Source organism: Prevotella phocaeensis, from assembly GCF_900065875.1.
GTDB lineage: Bacteria > Bacteroidota > Bacteroidia > Bacteroidales > Bacteroidaceae > Prevotella > Prevotella phocaeensis.
In genome coordinates this window covers 78,216-94,282 of record NZ_LT160624.1, presented here as the reverse complement: position 1 = coordinate 94,282, position 16,067 = coordinate 78,216, and the positions used below count along the sequence as shown (strand labels likewise).

General features: G+C 45.4%; 13 protein-coding genes. 6 read left to right on the top strand and 7 right to left on the bottom strand.

Annotated elements, in window-relative coordinates; genetic code table 11:
• Positions 1 to 82: 82 nt before the first annotated feature.
• Genes metH through BN3912_RS05805 form a run of 3 tightly spaced genes read right to left on the bottom strand, consistent with a single transcriptional unit; the run spans position 83 to position 3,833 of the window.
• Complete coding sequence (gene metH / locus BN3912_RS05815; protein ID WP_023983254.1) at positions 83 to 2,842, bottom strand: methionine synthase; 2,760 nt, start codon at positions 2,840 to 2,842, stop codon at positions 83 to 85.
• 6 nt (positions 2,843 to 2,848) lie between these two features.
• Positions 2,849 to 3,328 (bottom strand): SsrA-binding protein SmpB, encoded by a 480-nt coding sequence (smpB, locus tag BN3912_RS05810; protein ID WP_023983255.1) that lies wholly within the window; start codon positions 3,326 to 3,328, stop codon positions 2,849 to 2,851.
• Complete coding sequence (locus BN3912_RS05805; RefSeq protein ID WP_036859140.1) at positions 3,321 to 3,833, bottom strand: DMP19 family protein; 513 nt, start codon at positions 3,831 to 3,833, stop codon at positions 3,321 to 3,323. Before BN3912_RS05805 ends, smpB begins: the two co-directional genes overlap by 8 nt.
• 178 nt (positions 3,834 to 4,011) lie before the next feature.
• On the opposite strand from BN3912_RS05805, the gene BN3912_RS05800 reads away from it, so the two are divergent.
• Entirely contained in the window at positions 4,012 to 4,701 is a 690-nt protein-coding gene (locus BN3912_RS05800; protein ID WP_023983257.1) for a DnaJ domain-containing protein, read from the top strand.
• Between the two features lie 102 nt (positions 4,702 to 4,803).
• Here BN3912_RS05800 and BN3912_RS05795 read toward each other — a convergent pair whose 3' ends face one another.
• From BN3912_RS05795 to BN3912_RS05780, 4 genes are all read right to left on the bottom strand, one after another.
• On the bottom strand, positions 4,804 to 5,247 hold the full coding sequence (locus BN3912_RS05795; protein WP_023983258.1) for an HU family DNA-binding protein: 444 nt from the start codon (positions 5,245 to 5,247) through the stop codon (positions 4,804 to 4,806).
• A 470-nt stretch (positions 5,248 to 5,717) separates the two neighbouring features.
• Complete coding sequence (locus BN3912_RS12445) at positions 5,718 to 6,065, bottom strand: AbgT family transporter (protein ID WP_230204670.1); 348 nt, start codon at positions 6,063 to 6,065, stop codon at positions 5,718 to 5,720.
• A gap of 244 nt (positions 6,066 to 6,309) precedes the next feature.
• Complete coding sequence (locus BN3912_RS05785) at positions 6,310 to 7,035, bottom strand: DUF5932 domain-containing protein (RefSeq protein WP_004370337.1); 726 nt, start codon at positions 7,033 to 7,035, stop codon at positions 6,310 to 6,312.
• On the bottom strand, positions 7,014 to 10,592 hold the full coding sequence (locus BN3912_RS05780) for a sensor histidine kinase (protein ID WP_023983260.1): 3,579 nt from the start codon (positions 10,590 to 10,592) through the stop codon (positions 7,014 to 7,016). The genes BN3912_RS05785 and BN3912_RS05780 overlap by 22 nt, the downstream gene beginning before the upstream one ends.
• Before the next feature lie 134 nt (positions 10,593 to 10,726).
• Here BN3912_RS05780 and BN3912_RS05775 point away from each other — a divergent pair, with 134 nt between their 5' ends.
• The 5 genes from BN3912_RS05775 (at position 10,727) to BN3912_RS05755 (ending at position 15,995) form a co-directional block, all read left to right on the top strand.
• Positions 10,727 to 11,791: a LacI family DNA-binding transcriptional regulator gene (locus BN3912_RS05775; RefSeq protein ID WP_004370335.1), complete on the top strand. Its 1,065-nt coding sequence runs from the start codon at positions 10,727 to 10,729 to the stop codon at positions 11,789 to 11,791.
• 32 nt (positions 11,792 to 11,823) lie between these two features.
• Complete coding sequence (locus BN3912_RS05770; protein WP_023983261.1) at positions 11,824 to 13,107, top strand: Na+/H+ antiporter NhaC family protein; 1,284 nt, start codon at positions 11,824 to 11,826, stop codon at positions 13,105 to 13,107.
• A gap of 28 nt (positions 13,108 to 13,135) precedes the next feature.
• On the top strand, positions 13,136 to 13,957 hold the full coding sequence (locus tag BN3912_RS05765) for a hypothetical protein (RefSeq protein ID WP_023983262.1): 822 nt from the start codon (positions 13,136 to 13,138) through the stop codon (positions 13,955 to 13,957).
• A 94-nt stretch (positions 13,958 to 14,051) separates the two neighbouring features.
• Complete coding sequence (locus BN3912_RS05760) at positions 14,052 to 14,747, top strand: glycoside hydrolase family 25 protein (protein ID WP_036858950.1); 696 nt, start codon at positions 14,052 to 14,054, stop codon at positions 14,745 to 14,747.
• 99 nt (positions 14,748 to 14,846) lie between these two features.
• Positions 14,847 to 15,995 carry a zinc ribbon domain-containing protein gene (locus tag BN3912_RS05755; RefSeq protein WP_023983264.1) on the top strand — a complete coding sequence of 383 codons (1,149 nt, stop codon included), beginning with the start codon at positions 14,847 to 14,849 and terminating at the stop codon, positions 15,993 to 15,995.
• Positions 15,996 to 16,067: the final 72 nt, after the last annotated feature.

Here is a 16,067-nt window from a genome sequence, read left to right as displayed (position 1 = left end):
AGTAGTGTAAATTATATATTTCACAAAATATTATTTCACATTTTATTCACCATCTCTTAGTAAGAAAAATCCACAAATAAAATCAAGATTCAAACAAATTTAATTTATTTTTCCGTGCCTCATCTATCGAAACAAGTTGTTGCTGCTCCTGTCGATAACCTTCGCGCAATTTGGCATACTTCTCATTCAGAGAATTAGTATACGCCGGTTCTTCCGCCTTATTCAGCAGCTTTGCCGCCGCTAAAGCATTCTGCGATGCATCTTTCATCCACACCACAGGGCCACCATATACAGGGGCGATTTTCAATGCCACATGCAATTGTGAGGTTGTGGCTCCACCTATCATGATGGGAATATCAAGCCCTGCCCGCCGCATTTCCACTGCCACGTTCACCATTTCCTCAAGCGAAGGTGTAATAAGTCCGCTTAATCCTATCAGATCAGCTTTCTCCTCTATGGCCTTCTTTACAATATGTTCAGCCGGAACCATCACTCCCATATCAATCACTTCGTAATTATTGCACGACATCACCACCGCAACTATATTCTTGCCGATATCATGTACATCGCCTTTTACTGTGGCAAGTATTACTTTTCCTGCCTTCGAAGAACTATCTTTCTTCTCGAATTCTATATAAGGTTGGAGAATAGAAACAGCCTGCTTCATCGTTCTTGCCGTCTTTACTACTTGCGGCAAAAACATCTTTCCCGCACCGAACAGCTCCCCTACTTCGTTCATGCCCGCCATCAATGGGCCTTCTATAATATCGACCGCACGAGGATATACCTTCAATGCCTCATGAATATCTTCATTAAGATGATCCCCTATCCCCTTCTTCAGAGCATATCCCAAGCGTTTGTCTACTGGTTCGCTGCGCCATCCTTCCCGATTTTCCGCCTGCAAGTCACCGACAGTTTGTCTCGCGGATGCCTCCTCTGCTTCTTTTTTCAAACGGTCGGCCAATTCTATCAAATCTTCCGACGCATTCTTCCGACGGTTCAACACCACATCTTCGAGTATCTGCAAATGCTCCTCGGGTATGTCTGTGTACATTACCTTAGTCGCCGGATTTACGATACCGAAATCCATCCCCGCCTTAATGGCATGATAAAGGAACACAGCATGCATGGCTTCGCGCACGTAGTTGTTTCCTCTGAAAGAAAACGACAAATTGCTTACTCCTCCACTCACATGAGCTCCGGGCAGGTTGTTCTTTATCCATTCTACCGATTTAATGAAGTCTACGGCATAATTGTCGTGCTCCTCCATCCCCGTGGCAATAGCCAGTATGTTCGGATCGAAGATGATATCGAACGGATTCATGCCCACCTTCTCCGTTAGAATGCGATAAGCCCGCCCTGCTATCTCTATCCTGCGTTCGAAAGAGGTAGCCTGTCCCCGTTCATCAAAGCACATCACTACCACGGCTGCACCATAGCGCTGCACATCTTTGGCATGCTCGATAAACTTCCCTTCTCCCTCTTTCAACGAAATGGAATTAACTACACACTTACCCTGACAGCACTTCAATCCGGCAACAATCACATCCCATTTCGAAGAATCTATCATTACCGGAACCTTTGCTATATCGGGCTCGGCGGCAATCATATTCAAGAAAGTCACCATTTCCGCCTTGGCATCGAGCAGTCCGTCATCCATATTAACATCAATAACAAGCGCCCCGTCTTCTACCTGTTTACGGGCTATCGACATCGCCTCCTCGTAGTTCTTCTCTTTTATCAAGCGAAGAAACTTACGACTTCCCGCTACATTGCAACGTTCTCCTACGTTTACAAACTGTACTTCACGAGTTACGTCGAGCAATTCGAGCCCCGAAAGCCACATCGTCTTTGGTTTCGCAACCACTCGGCGGGGCTTTTTTCCCTGTGCCCATCGGGCATATCGGGCGATAAACTCATCGGTTGTGCCGCAACACCCACCGACTATGTTCACCAATCCTTCGTCTATGAACTCTCCTATCTGTGGAGTCATCGACTCGGCCGTCTCATCATAAAGCCCCATGGAGTTAGGCAAGCCGGCATTTGGATAGGCAGAAATATAATAAGGTGCTTTCCGTGCCAGCTCTTTCAGATAGGGCTTCATCTGCCGAGCGCCGAAAGAACAGTTCAAACCCACGGAAAAAATATCGTATGTACTGATACTTGCCAAGAAAGCCTCCAATGTCTGTCCGCTCAAGGTTCTGCCGGCAAGATCGCTGACAGTTATGCTCAGCATGATCGGGAGACTTATTTGATGCGATGCCATAACGCTCTGCGCTGCATCAATAGCTACTTTCGCATTCAACGTATCGAAAATTGTTTCTATCAAAAGAGCATTCACTCCACCCTCGATCAATGCTTCTATCTGCTCCGTATAGGCTTGATACAAGTCATCATAAGTCAGTTCTCTTACAGCAGGATTGCTTACATCGGGCGACATAGAGCAGGTTTTATTGGTCGGCCCTACGCTTCCCGCAACAAATCGCGGCTTCTCGGGAGTAGAAAACTCATCGGCTGCCTGCCTTGCCAAGCGTGCACCTTCCAGCGAAAGCCGAGCAGCATAACCTTCCAAACGGTAGTCGGCCTGCGAAATGCGTTGCGAAGAAAAGGTGTTGGTTTCTATAATATCGGCTCCGGCCTGCAAGTATCGCCGATGAATATCCATGATTACATCCGGACGTGTAAGGTTCAGCACATCATTATTACCCTTCATTTGCTCCGGAATGTTCGCCAGCTGTTCATTGCGGAAGTCGTTTTCCGTAAGCCCGTAGTCTTGTATCATGGTGCCCATAGCACCGTCGAGTATCAATATCCGCTGTGCCGCGGCGTCTCGTAAAGTCATGATAGCTCAAAAATGTTTGATTGCCCGATCCATCTCGCGCCGGTCTTCTTTCTCTTTCAGCGTCTGCCGTTTGTCGTATTCTTTCTTTCCGCGAGCCAAGGCGATATCTACTTTAGCGCGCCCCCTGCCATCTATGAACACGAGTATGGGCACGATAGTAAAGCCCACCGCCTTTGTTGCCTCCTGCAACTTATAGATTTCGCGCTTAGTCAACAGCAACTTACGGTCGCGCTTCGCCTCGTGATTGGCGTAAGAACCGTAGAAATAAGGCGAAATATTCATACCTTTCACCCAGATTCCACCATTGTTGACATAGCAAAAGCTGTCAACCAACGAAGCTTTTCCCTGCCGGATCGACTTGATTTCCGTGCCGGTGAGCACGATACCCGCCGTATAAGTATCTACAAAGTAGTATTCGAACGAGGCCTTTTTGTTTTTTATCTGCACAGGACTCTTCCTGCGGAGTTCCAATTCTTCTTTATTCATCTTTCTCTATCTTCGCAAAGTTTTCGATATGCCCGTCGATATAATGGGCTACGGCCGCCGTAAACGTTTCTTCTTTTTCCACGAACTCATCGTCGAACACATCGAACTCTGAGAAACGTTCGAACAGTGCCATGAACTCATCGTCGCTACAATCTTTCTCTATCTCTTTGCCATATTTGGCATAAAGCCTATGGCACTTGCTGATAATCCGGTAAAGGTCTTGCATCCCCCATGCCCTCACGGCCTTGTTGAACGGGTTCATAAATATGAAACCGCCGTAGCCGTTATGTATCAGTTGCACAAAACCGCCGTCCATCACCTCGTCCCGCATATACCTGTATGCCAACAACGTAATCTGGTCGGCATTGAGCTGTTGCAGATGTTCCACTGCAAGTTCTCCGCCGATCGCACCGTTTATCACATCGAAAAACACATCCACAAAGGCATCCATTCCCTTTTCAGCGGCCTCGACCAGCCTGCTTTCCTTAATGATTATATCGTTCATAATTGCCACGTTCCCTTCTCGCATTTGTATTTTGCAAAGGTAGCAATTATTCTTTTAACAGCAAATACGCCTGTCCGATTTTTCATTTACAGGCAACATACAGCTAAAATAATTACAGAAAGACGGCCCAACGGCATACTTTTTGCTATCCTACAAGTAACAAATTAATTCAGTAAACATGGCATTTATAGACTATTACAAAATATTAGGTGTAGACCGCAACATACCGCAGAAGGATGTGCGGGCGGCATACCGCAAGCGTGCCAAGCAGTTTCATCCCGACCTGCACCCTAACGATCCGAAAGCAAAGGCCAAATTTCAGGCTCTCAACGAGGCTTACGACGTGTTGAGCGATCCCGAGAAACGGCAGAAATACGACCAATACGGCGAGAAGTGGCGCGAAGCAGACGGATTCAATGCAGCAAGCGGACAGAATGTGGGAGGGTTCCAGTGGTCGTCTTCGGGCGGCGACTCACCTTTCGAAGGCTTCGACTTCAGCAGTTTCGGCAGCGGTGGCTTCTCGAGTTTCTTCCAAGACTTGTTCGGAAGCGGTGCCAAAACGCGCACAACCCGCCGCACACAGCGGAGAACCACAGGCGAGATGGATGCCAACGTCTCCATCGATATGTTCACGGCAATACTCGGAGGCGACATCATCATACAGACCACAAGCGGCAGCCGCCTGAAACTTAAAGTAAAACCCGGAACGCAGAACGGCACGAAAGTCAGGCTGAAAGGCAAGGGCTACGACCGCGGAGACGGCACCACGGGCGATCTGATCATTACCTACAACGTAACACTGCCTACCAACCTGACGGAACATCAAAAGATGCTCTTAAGACAGATACAGTCGGAACAAACCGCATAAAAGAACAGATGGCTCCGAAAGGTATATCGCCTTTTCCGAAAACGAAAAGCCGCGGAACGAATCAAGAATGACCGTTCCGCGGCTTTTTGTTCAGAATAAGCATCACGGCTTAGGCGCCCCGCCGCCCGTTATTATTTTCGTTACGGGAAGCGGTACGCGCTCGTAGGTTACGCCCGTGAGCGTGAAGTATTTGCGCGAGGGCGAGAGCCGCACCACGGGTTTGGTGATGTGCAGATTGGCGTCGAAAGTGTCTTTGCCTTTCTCCACGAGCTTGCTCTGGAACGAGGGACTGAGCGTGCCGAGGTCGCCGAAATCAACGATGTCGCCATTCTCCACATGCCGTTTGGCGATTTCTGCGGCGAGGCGGAGAACGGCCTCTACCTCTGCGCCGGTGAACGTGGTAGCCCGCGCCACTTCGTCGCAGAAGTTGCGGTGATCAACCCGTTTGCGCCCCGTAGGACGTGCCTGAATGACGGTTTTGCCTGCCATCTTTCCGAGATTTGCCTTGCGCTCTACGAGCACATAGGCCAAAGGTCTGTTTGCCATAGCTGTTGAAAGTTGCTCCCGCCATTGTTTTCGCGCCGCGTCGGAGGTCGGGAGCCTTACCCTCCGCCGGCCATTTATCCTTGGCGATACGGCAAATATACGAAATCATTCGCCAGCATGCAAGCAATCGGCCGTCTATTTTCTCGAAATATAGCATCAGTTTAGATTTAATATAACGATTTTTCAGATAAATTGTAATGTCAGTTCGGATGTAGAATAACGAAATCCCAATATGATACGATGACATCTCCGACGGGCTGTGATGCTTATTCCGATGTATTCAGTCGTCATTTTCCGGGGGAACTGTCGTCACTTTTCGAGAAATCTGTCGACAGATTTTCAGAATTAGTCGACTATTTTTTAAAATCAGTCGACAGATTTCTCGCATGCAGAAGGAAAAAGCGAACACGCAGCAATGTGCCTCCGACCAATAAGAGCGCAGGCGCGGGGAGAAAGTAGGCAAGGACGGCCTAAATTATTAGTACGAATTTAAGGGAATAGAACAGTTGCGCGGCTAAGATGTAGACGATGAGCAGGGGCGCCAGCGCGGGAATTTGCGACGTGAACGATTCGAAAACATCGTGCAGTGAATGGAAGCTGCCGCTGATGACGCCGTAGCTTATCGAGAATACTACGCAGGCGAAAGACAGACAGGGGATGAGGCTCTGAGAGAAGCTGCTGGGAAAGAGGTTGCCCGTAACGCTCAACAGGATGGCATGAGGCACAGAGGTGAGCAGCAGAAGCACGCAGAGAAAGAGGATTACTTCGATGATTACGATGCGAAGGGCGAACTTTTGACGGAAGTCTACTTTGCCCATCATTCTGACGGCGTGCAGGAGCCCGCTTTTGCGCATGGCGCCGTAGGCGATGACTATGAATAGCATCCATGCGAGCAGGGGGGTGAGCTGGTTTTCTGTGAGGTGGCCGAAGAACCATCTGATGCCTTCGCTGCTCAGTAGTGAGCGCAGGGGGGCGTCGGGCATGGCGGCTGTTATGAGCCACGACACGAGTATGACGAGCATTTGCACGATGCAGAGGGTTAGGGCTGATAGTGTGAGGATTTTATTCTTCATCGGGTTGCAGGTTGTCGATGTCTAGTATTCGCAGCTGCAGTGCCTTTACGACGAGCCGCGTGGCATTGATTCCGATGCCGCTGTTGCCCTCGGGGAAGAGTTTTTGTATGAGTTCGTTCTGGCGTTTCTCCAGACTTTTTACGCCGAAGGGCATGCCGCGCAGGTTGGTGATCTGCTCTTTGGTGTAGCCTAATGCTAAGTGGCGCAGGAATCGCTCGTCGTATTCATCGATCTCGTAGCTTACGAATGCTTCTTGCTGGAGTAGCTGGCTGCTCACGCTGTGCTTGAATCTGTCTACGATTTTCTCTAATATGGGCTGGTTGAATACCATTCGCTTGCCGCTCATCACGCTGGCTACGTCGCCTCGGGTGAGCAGTTCGCCGCTTTTGAGTATGATGCCGTCGCAGCCTGCATCGAGCACGTCTACCCATAATTTCTCGTTGAGTATTTCGCCGGTGAATATCAATACTTTTACGTGGGGGTAGGTTTCTTTGGTGTGGCGGCATATTTCTACCCCGACGGTGGTGGAGCCGCCCAAGCCGAGATCGAGCAAAACGAGTTCGGGCAGTTCTTGCTTGATGAGTTTCCAATATGCCTGTTCGTTTTCTGCGGTTCCTATAATCCGCGCTTCGGGGATGTCGTTACGGAAGATGCCTACTGTTCCTTTCAGTTCTAAAGGCACGTCTTCTACGATTATAACTTTAAAGTTTTCCATATTCGTTTGGTTAAAAATATTTCTATGATTATTCTTCCTTGGCGGTCGATGGCTTGAATGCCGCAGCCGCGTGCGTTGGTGGCTTCGCCTATTTCTCTGACAATTTGTCGGCATAGCAGGTAGTTCATGTCGACGGTATTGGGTGTGAAGAGGTCGGCCAATTGTTCTTCCGACAGTGCGAGGCCGGTCATATTGACATTCAGGCATATGTAAACATCGCCTTTGTCTAGGGCTTCGCAGGTTATTTTTTGCTCGCCGTTCAGTCGCTGCAGTATTTCGAAGAGATATTTCACCATGTCGTTATCTACTGTTTTTCCGATGTCGATCTGTCGCATGGCCTGTGCGCTCAGTATGGCATATAGTTCTTTGTAATATTCGGCCAGCTCGCCGATGCTTTGCAAGTTGGCATCGCCCCCGTCTACGAGCAGGCGGATGCGCGATGGATAGTACATGGTTTCGTGCTTCAGGGTGGAGAGGCAATTGTCGAGCACACTGTTGCTGATATGCAGTTTGTCGTTTTCGTAGTTCAGGCGGTGCAGTTCGTCTTCGGCAAGTTCTATGTTTGCATGATAAATATTATCGGCACGAATGCTCTGGGCCAGTGCTTGCTTGATCTGTCCTACAACGGAGTATAAGGGTGCCGAGTGGGTATTGAATACCGACATGCGCGCATCCCACAGCTGATTGATACGCTCGAGTTTCTTTTCGGCAGGAAGAGCGGTCAGCAACACTGCGTTTATATCGTTGATGCGGTCTACACAGAAACGGTAGTTCACCCTGTATCTGTAGTACAACAGATAGTAGGCGGGGAATATAAACAGCAGCAGGAGTATCAGCAGGATGATGGCCACGTTTTTATTGCTTTCTGACTTCTGCATGACGCGTACGTACTCGCCGAGGTTGGTGTCGGCACTGCACTCACGGAAGAGCCGCGTGTAGACCTTGTTGTTAAAGCGGTAGGTATCCCAATCATGCAATGCAAGAGCAGCCACCGCGCTTTCGTTTCGAATGTCGAGGATAATGTTGTAATTGGTTTTTAGTCCGCGATGCAGCCATTTCAGCTCCGCCGGATCTTCTGTACCCGATGATACAGCTGTCATGGTATCGGTACCGTTCGGATACTGTGCCTTATAAAATTCGTTTAAACAGCGACGGCAGCTGTCGGCAAAAGCAAGAGTTCGGCTATACGTTCCGTTGATGTTGCTGAAATAGGCGCTGTCGGCAAAGGTGTTGGCACGCCCCAAAAGATCGCTCTCCAATGTCTGATAAACGATTTTATGAAGACGTTCTTTCTTGCCTTGAGCATTCAAGCCGGACAGGAAAAAGAGACTTATCGCGAAAACAAGAGCAACGGTTCTGGCAATTCCTTTAGGCAATCTGAAATAAAATCGGCTTCCGCTTCCTTTTTTACTCTCCACATCTATACGGCATACGGAGAATATTTTGCTCATTTTCCGATATTTATCAATAATGCCCTTGCAATTCATCAGGCCGAACCCGTGGCTTCGTTGCTGATTGTCGGCAGACTTATTTTGGCCATTATTCAGTTCTTCGTCGATAATCGGCTTATGATCAAATATATGTTTACTCTGCTCCTCGTCCATCCCGATACCAGTGTCTTGTATGGAAATCTCTACATAGTCTGCGGATGCACAGGCACTGATAACCACTTTTCCCCCTGCGGGTGTGAACTTTCGTGCATTGTCTGCCAAAGTGTTAATCATGAAGAGAGTGAGTGTGCGGTCGGCTTTCACGGTTTCTGTAGCCGGTCGCACCTCCAGTTCTACTCCTTTCAGCTGAAATCCCATCCGGCCTCTCTGCACGATATCGAACAATGGCTGCAACGGAAAGCTCTCTATATGCAGGTTGAATTCGCCTTGCCGCATTTGAATCCACTTGGTAAGCACCTCGTTGTATTCATTGATTTTATCGGTTAGTTCGGCAACGTACTGATAACGCTCAGTGCGCACTGTGTCATCTTCACCGGACGCCAACAGTCGGTGTATCTCGTTGAGCATTCGATCAATGAACGGGGTTATGCTCATTACCAACGATATTTTTGCCCGTTGTTCAAGATTTCGCTTCTTGTTATTCAGAATATGCGACTTTACAATCTCGCGCTGCTCGTTTATTTCTTCAAACTGTTCCTTTTCCTTCTCAACATGCTGCTCATTCTGCTGTTTCCATTTATTCAAAGGTTCCAACAAAGACTGCATAGAGAAGCGACGGTTACTTTTCTTACGCATGCTATCGAAAACGAACAGCAAAGCGCTCACTATAACTATCATAAGCACAACACCGATGATCATTATATTGAGTTGCCGAGAAGACTTATCGAGCTGGAGAGCGCGAGCCTCTAACTGGCGATCCTGACGCGTAATTTCCTGCATATCGAGATAAGCATTGCGGTTATAGTCGCTTTTCGCTTTGTCATCAATGGCAGAATAAGCCAATGAGAGTTGTTCGCGGATGGAAGCCACCAAATCGGGAGCACGATTGATGGCAGTATTCTTCTGTAATGCACTCTTTAAACAGAAAATGGCCGACTGATAATCTTTTAATTCCCAATAACATTCAGCAAGTGTTCTGTAAGCTCCCGCCGTTTGATAAACGTCTCCATAGCGGGTAAATATTTCCAACGAACGCTGCGCAAGGTTACCGGCCAGCAACGAATCGGGCATATTATCCACGTTGAGAAACTTCATTGCCGGCAGATTTGCTTTAATCAGCCGCTTTCTCGCCGTCGGCGATTGCAGATGCTCGCTTATCGCCTGCATGGAATTGGCCTCCCAATACGGATATCCATATTGTCGAGACAGCAGATAACACCGCATCAGATAGTCGAACTCCGTCTGTTCTTCCTCTTCTTGAGTCCTTGCAGTTATAATGCCTCCCGCGCCTATATTGTAGTAATAATTCAGCACTTGGGCCGTATCGGTCACGATCTCTCCGTTGGGATCGATGGAAAGCATGGCCTCTGCCGACGCCTTGTCCAGTCCCACGTAGTAGTAATAAGTAGAAGTTACAATATTCAGTTCGGTCTGCGCATATACCAACCGTTTTCTCTGATGCGCGTCCAGATATTCTCTTTCCTCATCGATACGCTTCATTCGGCGTACAGCCTGTTCGCGATAATCGTAAAAGTCACGATTGCGAGACTCGCGTTGGCACAATCGCATAAACTGTACATCTGCCACCAACAGTTCCACTTGGTTATTGGTAATATTATCAACCCTTTCTAATTGCTGCTTTGCACGCTCGTAATCCATCTTAACGATACTGACAAAAGCCAAATTGTTCAGCGCTTCTGCCATACCTTCGCCATACCTTCCGGAAAGCGCATAAGCCCTCTCGGCATAGACGCGTGTACTATCGAGATTACGATAATGGTAGAAATACGACTTCTCGTTCAGCCCGTCGACCTCCCGACGATTAGGAAGCGAACATGACATTAATAGGCAAGACATAGTTAGAATAACTTGCCACCTGATAATATAAATACTGCCGAAATAATCTTTTCGCATTTCTAAAAGCGCAGGATTTAGCGATATAAACATGACAAAGATAGGATATTTTTCCCTTTAAGACGAATTATTCACGCACATTTTGTCAATTTTATAAAAATAAGACCTATGTGTATATGTGCAATTAATAATTTATCATTAATTTTGCATATAATAATATGTAATGTATGACAGATAAAATCAGAATTAAAGATATCGCTCTAAGAGCCGGTGTTTCTGTTGGAACCGTAGACAGGGTGCTACACAACCGGCCGAATGTATCCAAACCTGCAAAAGAAAAGGTTGAACTGGCGCTAAAAGAAATGAACTATCAGCCCAATGTTTATGCCAGTGCGCTTGCTTACAATAAATCGTATACTTTTTACATCATTATGCCCGAACACGACTCTGAAGCATATTGGGAAGAGATAGAAGAAGGCACTCTCAAAGCAATGGAGACTATGCGGGATTTTAATATCGATGTGAAAATACTATATTACGAACGCTTTAACGACAACTCTTTTATAACCGTATCGCAATCGTGCATAGATTCAAATCCCGACGGTGTGGTCATCGTTCCCTCTACTTTGGAGATTACGCGGCAGTTCACCGACATTATGCACGAACGACAGATACCTTTTGTGATGCTCGACTCTTACATGCCAGACTTGAAACCATTATCATTTTACGGGCAAGACTCCTTTGTCAGCGGATATTTTGCTGCGAGAATGCTGATGTTGATTGCCTCTAATGAGAAAGAAATCGTACTGATGAAGCGCATTATGAACGGCAACGTTACAAGCAAACAGCAGGCAAACCGCGAAGTAGGTTTCCGACATTACATGCACGACCACTTTCCTGAAGTAAATATTATCGACTTGGATATGCCCATAGATGGCTCGCGCAAGAAATACGATCATATCCTCGAAGAATTCTTCAACAGCCATCCGCACATACACCACTGCATCACTCTCAGCTCTAAAGCCCATATCGTAGGAGAATTCCTGCTGCGAACAAACAGAAGAGATATTCAGATTATGGGATACGATGTGGTTGCCAAGAATGCAGAATGCCTGCGTCAAGGCAGCATATCTTTTCTGATCGCCCAACATGCATACCAACAAGGTTTCTGCTGTATCGACACTTTATTTAAGGCAATAGTGCTGAAAAAAGTTGTCAATCCAGTAAACTACATGCCTATCGAGCTGCTTTCAAAAGAGAATATAGACTTCTATCGTCGCACACAGCTTTAAGAAACACGTATGCATATTTAACAACCCATTTGATGATCAGCAACAGAAAAGGGCTTGCAGCCCTAAGCCCACTCATCTTTTTCATTGCACTTTATCTTGTAACTTCTATCATTGCGAGAGATTTTTACAAGGTACCCATTTCTGTTGCATTCCTTTTCGCGAGCATTTTTGCCGTCGCTATATCAGGAAAGTATCCATTGTCACGAAGAATTGAAACATTTAGCAAAGGCGCCAGCACACAGAATATGATGTTGATGCTTTGGATATTCGTATTGGCCGGAGCCTTTGCCAACTCTGCAAAAGTTATGGGTAGCATTGATGCTACCGTAAACCTTACGCTCTGTATACTACCGGGCAACATGCTTCTTGCAGGCTTGTTTGTTGCAGCATGCTTTATTTCTTTATCCGTCGGAACAAGTGTCGGTACTATCGTTGCCATCGTTCCGATTGCCACAGGCATATCATATTCCACAGGAATAGGCCTGCCTTTGATTACGGCAACCGTAGTCGGAGGGGCCTTCTTCGGCGATAATCTTTCGTTCATATCTGATACTACTGTTGCCGCCACAAGCTCGCAAGGCTGTAAGATGCGCGATAAATTTCGGGTAAACTCATTTATCGTTATACCTGCAGCCCTTATTATTTTGCTAATATATATATACTTAGGATACGGAATGCAACTGCCTGCAACCTTTCCAAGCATAGACTATATAAAGGTACTCCCATATTTTATCGTTCTTATTTCTGCCATCTGTGGCATGAATGTTATGGGTGTATTGACCTTAGGCATATTGTCTACTGGTATTGTCGGCATCGCCGGTCACGAATACGACTTTTACGGATGGCTAAAAGCTATGGGAGACGGTATTCTCAGCATGGGCGAACTTATCATCATTACGATGCTGGCAGGCGGACTGTTAGAGATTATTCGTGAAAATGGAGGTATCGATTATATCATCCAGAAGATGACTTCGCACGTAAAAAGCAAAAGAGGAGCCGAATTATCCATAGGCATTTTAGTAACGTTGGTCGATATTTGTACGGCCAACAATACCGTAGCAATCATTACCGTAGGAGGCATTTCGAAACAGATATGCGATCGCTTCGGCGTGGATAACCGAAAGGCGGCAAGCATCCTCGATACATGTTCATGCTGCATGCAAGGCATCATTCCTTACGGTGCACAAATGCTGATAGCCGCCGGTTTATCCAAGGTTAATCCTATAGAGATATTGCCCTATCTATACTACCCCTTTGCAATAGGCATTGCTATCGTTATGTCTATCGTCTTCCGATACCCCAAAAGATATAGTTGAAATCAACAAATAGTGAAAGTGATTGCATATGATGGATATTGTAAGACGTAATTTTTTCAGGCTTTTACGCTCGGGTGCTTTCAATGAATACGAAACTTTAGAACCGATGTCTGCCTACAAATGGAGGAGCTTGTTCAACAGCATAAAAATCCAAGACATCGTGCCCGTCTTTATCAAAGGGATAAGAAACTATCAATACGACAGCAATACGCTATTGCCGACCGACATTACTGAAGAATTACGTTCTTATGAGTATACCGATAAAACAGAAAAGAAAAACAGCAATGAGAATATTGCTCATTTAAATAATCGTTTCCTCAACCGACGATTAAAAAGAATACATTACAACGAACGTCATGCTATCGACACCTCTATAGAAACGCTGAAACTTCTCGATCTAATTGTTGTAAACGTTAACTGTATACTGAACAAAGGAATATCACTCAAAGAAATCATCAATTTGGGGATATATTTGAGGATAAAAGGCGACAAGGTTGACTTTGTTAAATTAGAAACATGGATTAAACAACTCCATATCCAGCGCATGGCACAATTGGAAGGAAGTGTCCTTATAGTATCTTTCGGTTTCTCCGAAGACGAAATTCCATTCGTACATAATATAGAGAGAGAAGCAAGAAAACTAACGCTGCGAACCCTGAAACCAAATAGCCATATAGCACCTGCAGAATGGCATTTCCGCCAGAGTAAAAGCGGTTTTGTACACAACAACTCATCTGCTTTCAGGCGTACACTAAAGCACAGTTTTCGCTTTTTCACGTATGCTCCCATAGAAACCGCAAGCAGTTTTTTATATAACTTCAGGAAGAGCTTGTCTGAAATCGAAGAATAAGCAATGAAAAACAAACCTATAAACAGTTATAATATTTGTAAAAATATAATATCCTCATAACTGCTTGTTCTTTCTTTTTACTAACTTTGCAAATATGAATAGAATATTTATTTTACTTACAAGTATATTTATCGCCTTATCCTTACAAGCACAAAACGAGTACATCCAGTGTGAAGACACCTGTACTCATATTCATGGAATAGACTTAAGCCATTATCAAGGAAGTGTTTTTTGGGAAACTGTAGGTGATAATAGCAAGATGGCATACGTTTATCTGAAAGCTACAGAGGGAGGCGACAATATAGACAGCAGATACGAAGAAAATATCTATTTGGCCCACAAATACGGCTTAAAAGTGGGCTCGTACCATTTTTTCAGGCCAAAAGCAGACTTGAATAAGCAATTGCAAAACTTCATGACACAGTGCCGCCCGGGAGATCAAGACCTCATACCCATGATCGATATAGAAACCAAAAGCGGCCTTAGTACGGAAGAGTTCTGCGATTCTCTTTTCAAGTTTATCAATCTTGTAGAAAAGGCTTACAAACAAAAGCCTTTACTCTACACATTCACAAATTTCTACAACCGCTATCTATCAGGGAAGATCGATCAATATCAAATTATGATTGCACAATATTCGGCACAAGAGCCGATACTGAACGACGGGCGGGATATAACCATGTGGCAATATACCGGTAAGGGTAGTCTTAATGGTATAAACGGATATGTGGACAAAAGCAGAATGATGGGGCAACATGGATTACGCGAATTGCGCTTCAGACACCATTAGATAACCAAGAAAAAGAAGCAACCATATTATAATGGGTACGTAAGTAAGAAAAATCTTTCTATATCTTTAAACTTTTAATCATTAAACATTAAGATACCAATGGCTATTATAAAATGTCCCGAATGTGGGCACCAAGTTAGCGACAAAGCACCTGTATGCCCGAACTGCGGAGTTGAAATTGCAGGAAAAACAATTCAATGTCCGCAGTGTGGAGAAATTTATTTTAAGGAACAGCCGGCATGTCCCAACTGCCATCATACGACTATTGTCGAACAGAATATACCTGTACACACAGTTGCGCCCTCTGCTCCCACCCCTTCGCAAGAGCCTTTACAGCCTCTCACAAAAGAGGAAATATCCCCAAAAAGAGAAACTACAAGCTCTAACCGTCGCACAATCTTCATCGTATCGTTTATCATAGCTCTGATCATCTGTGCTACATGCATCTATTTCTATAGCAATGCCAAAGGCAATAAAGAACAAGAAGCATACGAATATGCTATGAAGAGTCAAGATCCTTTGGTGCTTCAAAGTTTTCTCGACACCTATACGGATGCATCAGAAGCACATCGCGACTCCATACAAGCACATCTTACAGCACTCAACCAGATAGATAAAGATTGGACGAATGCAGTGGTAAGCAATTCCAAAATGGCAATAGAAGATTATTTAAATAAGCATCCAGATTCACCACATAAAGAGGAAGCACTGCATAAATTAGACTCTATTGATTGGGCAAACGCACAACAAGCCAATACAAAAGACGCTTTTATATCGTATCTCGAGGACCATCCAAATGGCGAACATGTAGATGATGCTAAAGATGGTATCAAGAACGTTAATGCAAAGACCGTACAGCCAGAAGAGAAACTGATGATTAGCGGTATCTTCAGACAATTCTTCCAGAGCATTAATTCTAAAGACGAAGATGGTCTTGCAAATACCGTAAACTCTATTCTTACATCATTCTTAGGCAAGAACGATGCTACAAAAAACGATGTCGTCACATTCATGCACAAGATATATAAAGACGATATTGCCAATATGACATGGAGACTTCCGGGGGATTACAAAATAGATAAAAAAGAAATCGGAGATAACGAATACGAATACACAGTATCGTTCTCTGCCGTACAGGAAGTAGAAAAGACAGACAATTCCACATCAAATACGAAATTCCGCATTAAGGCAAAAGTCGATCCCGACGGCAAAATTACCGAATTCAACATGCTGAAAATCTTAGAATAACATCCGAATGGCAGGCTCAAACGTCTGCCATTTTTCGTATAGAATAAAAGTATTCCGCCTTTCCCAAAACAC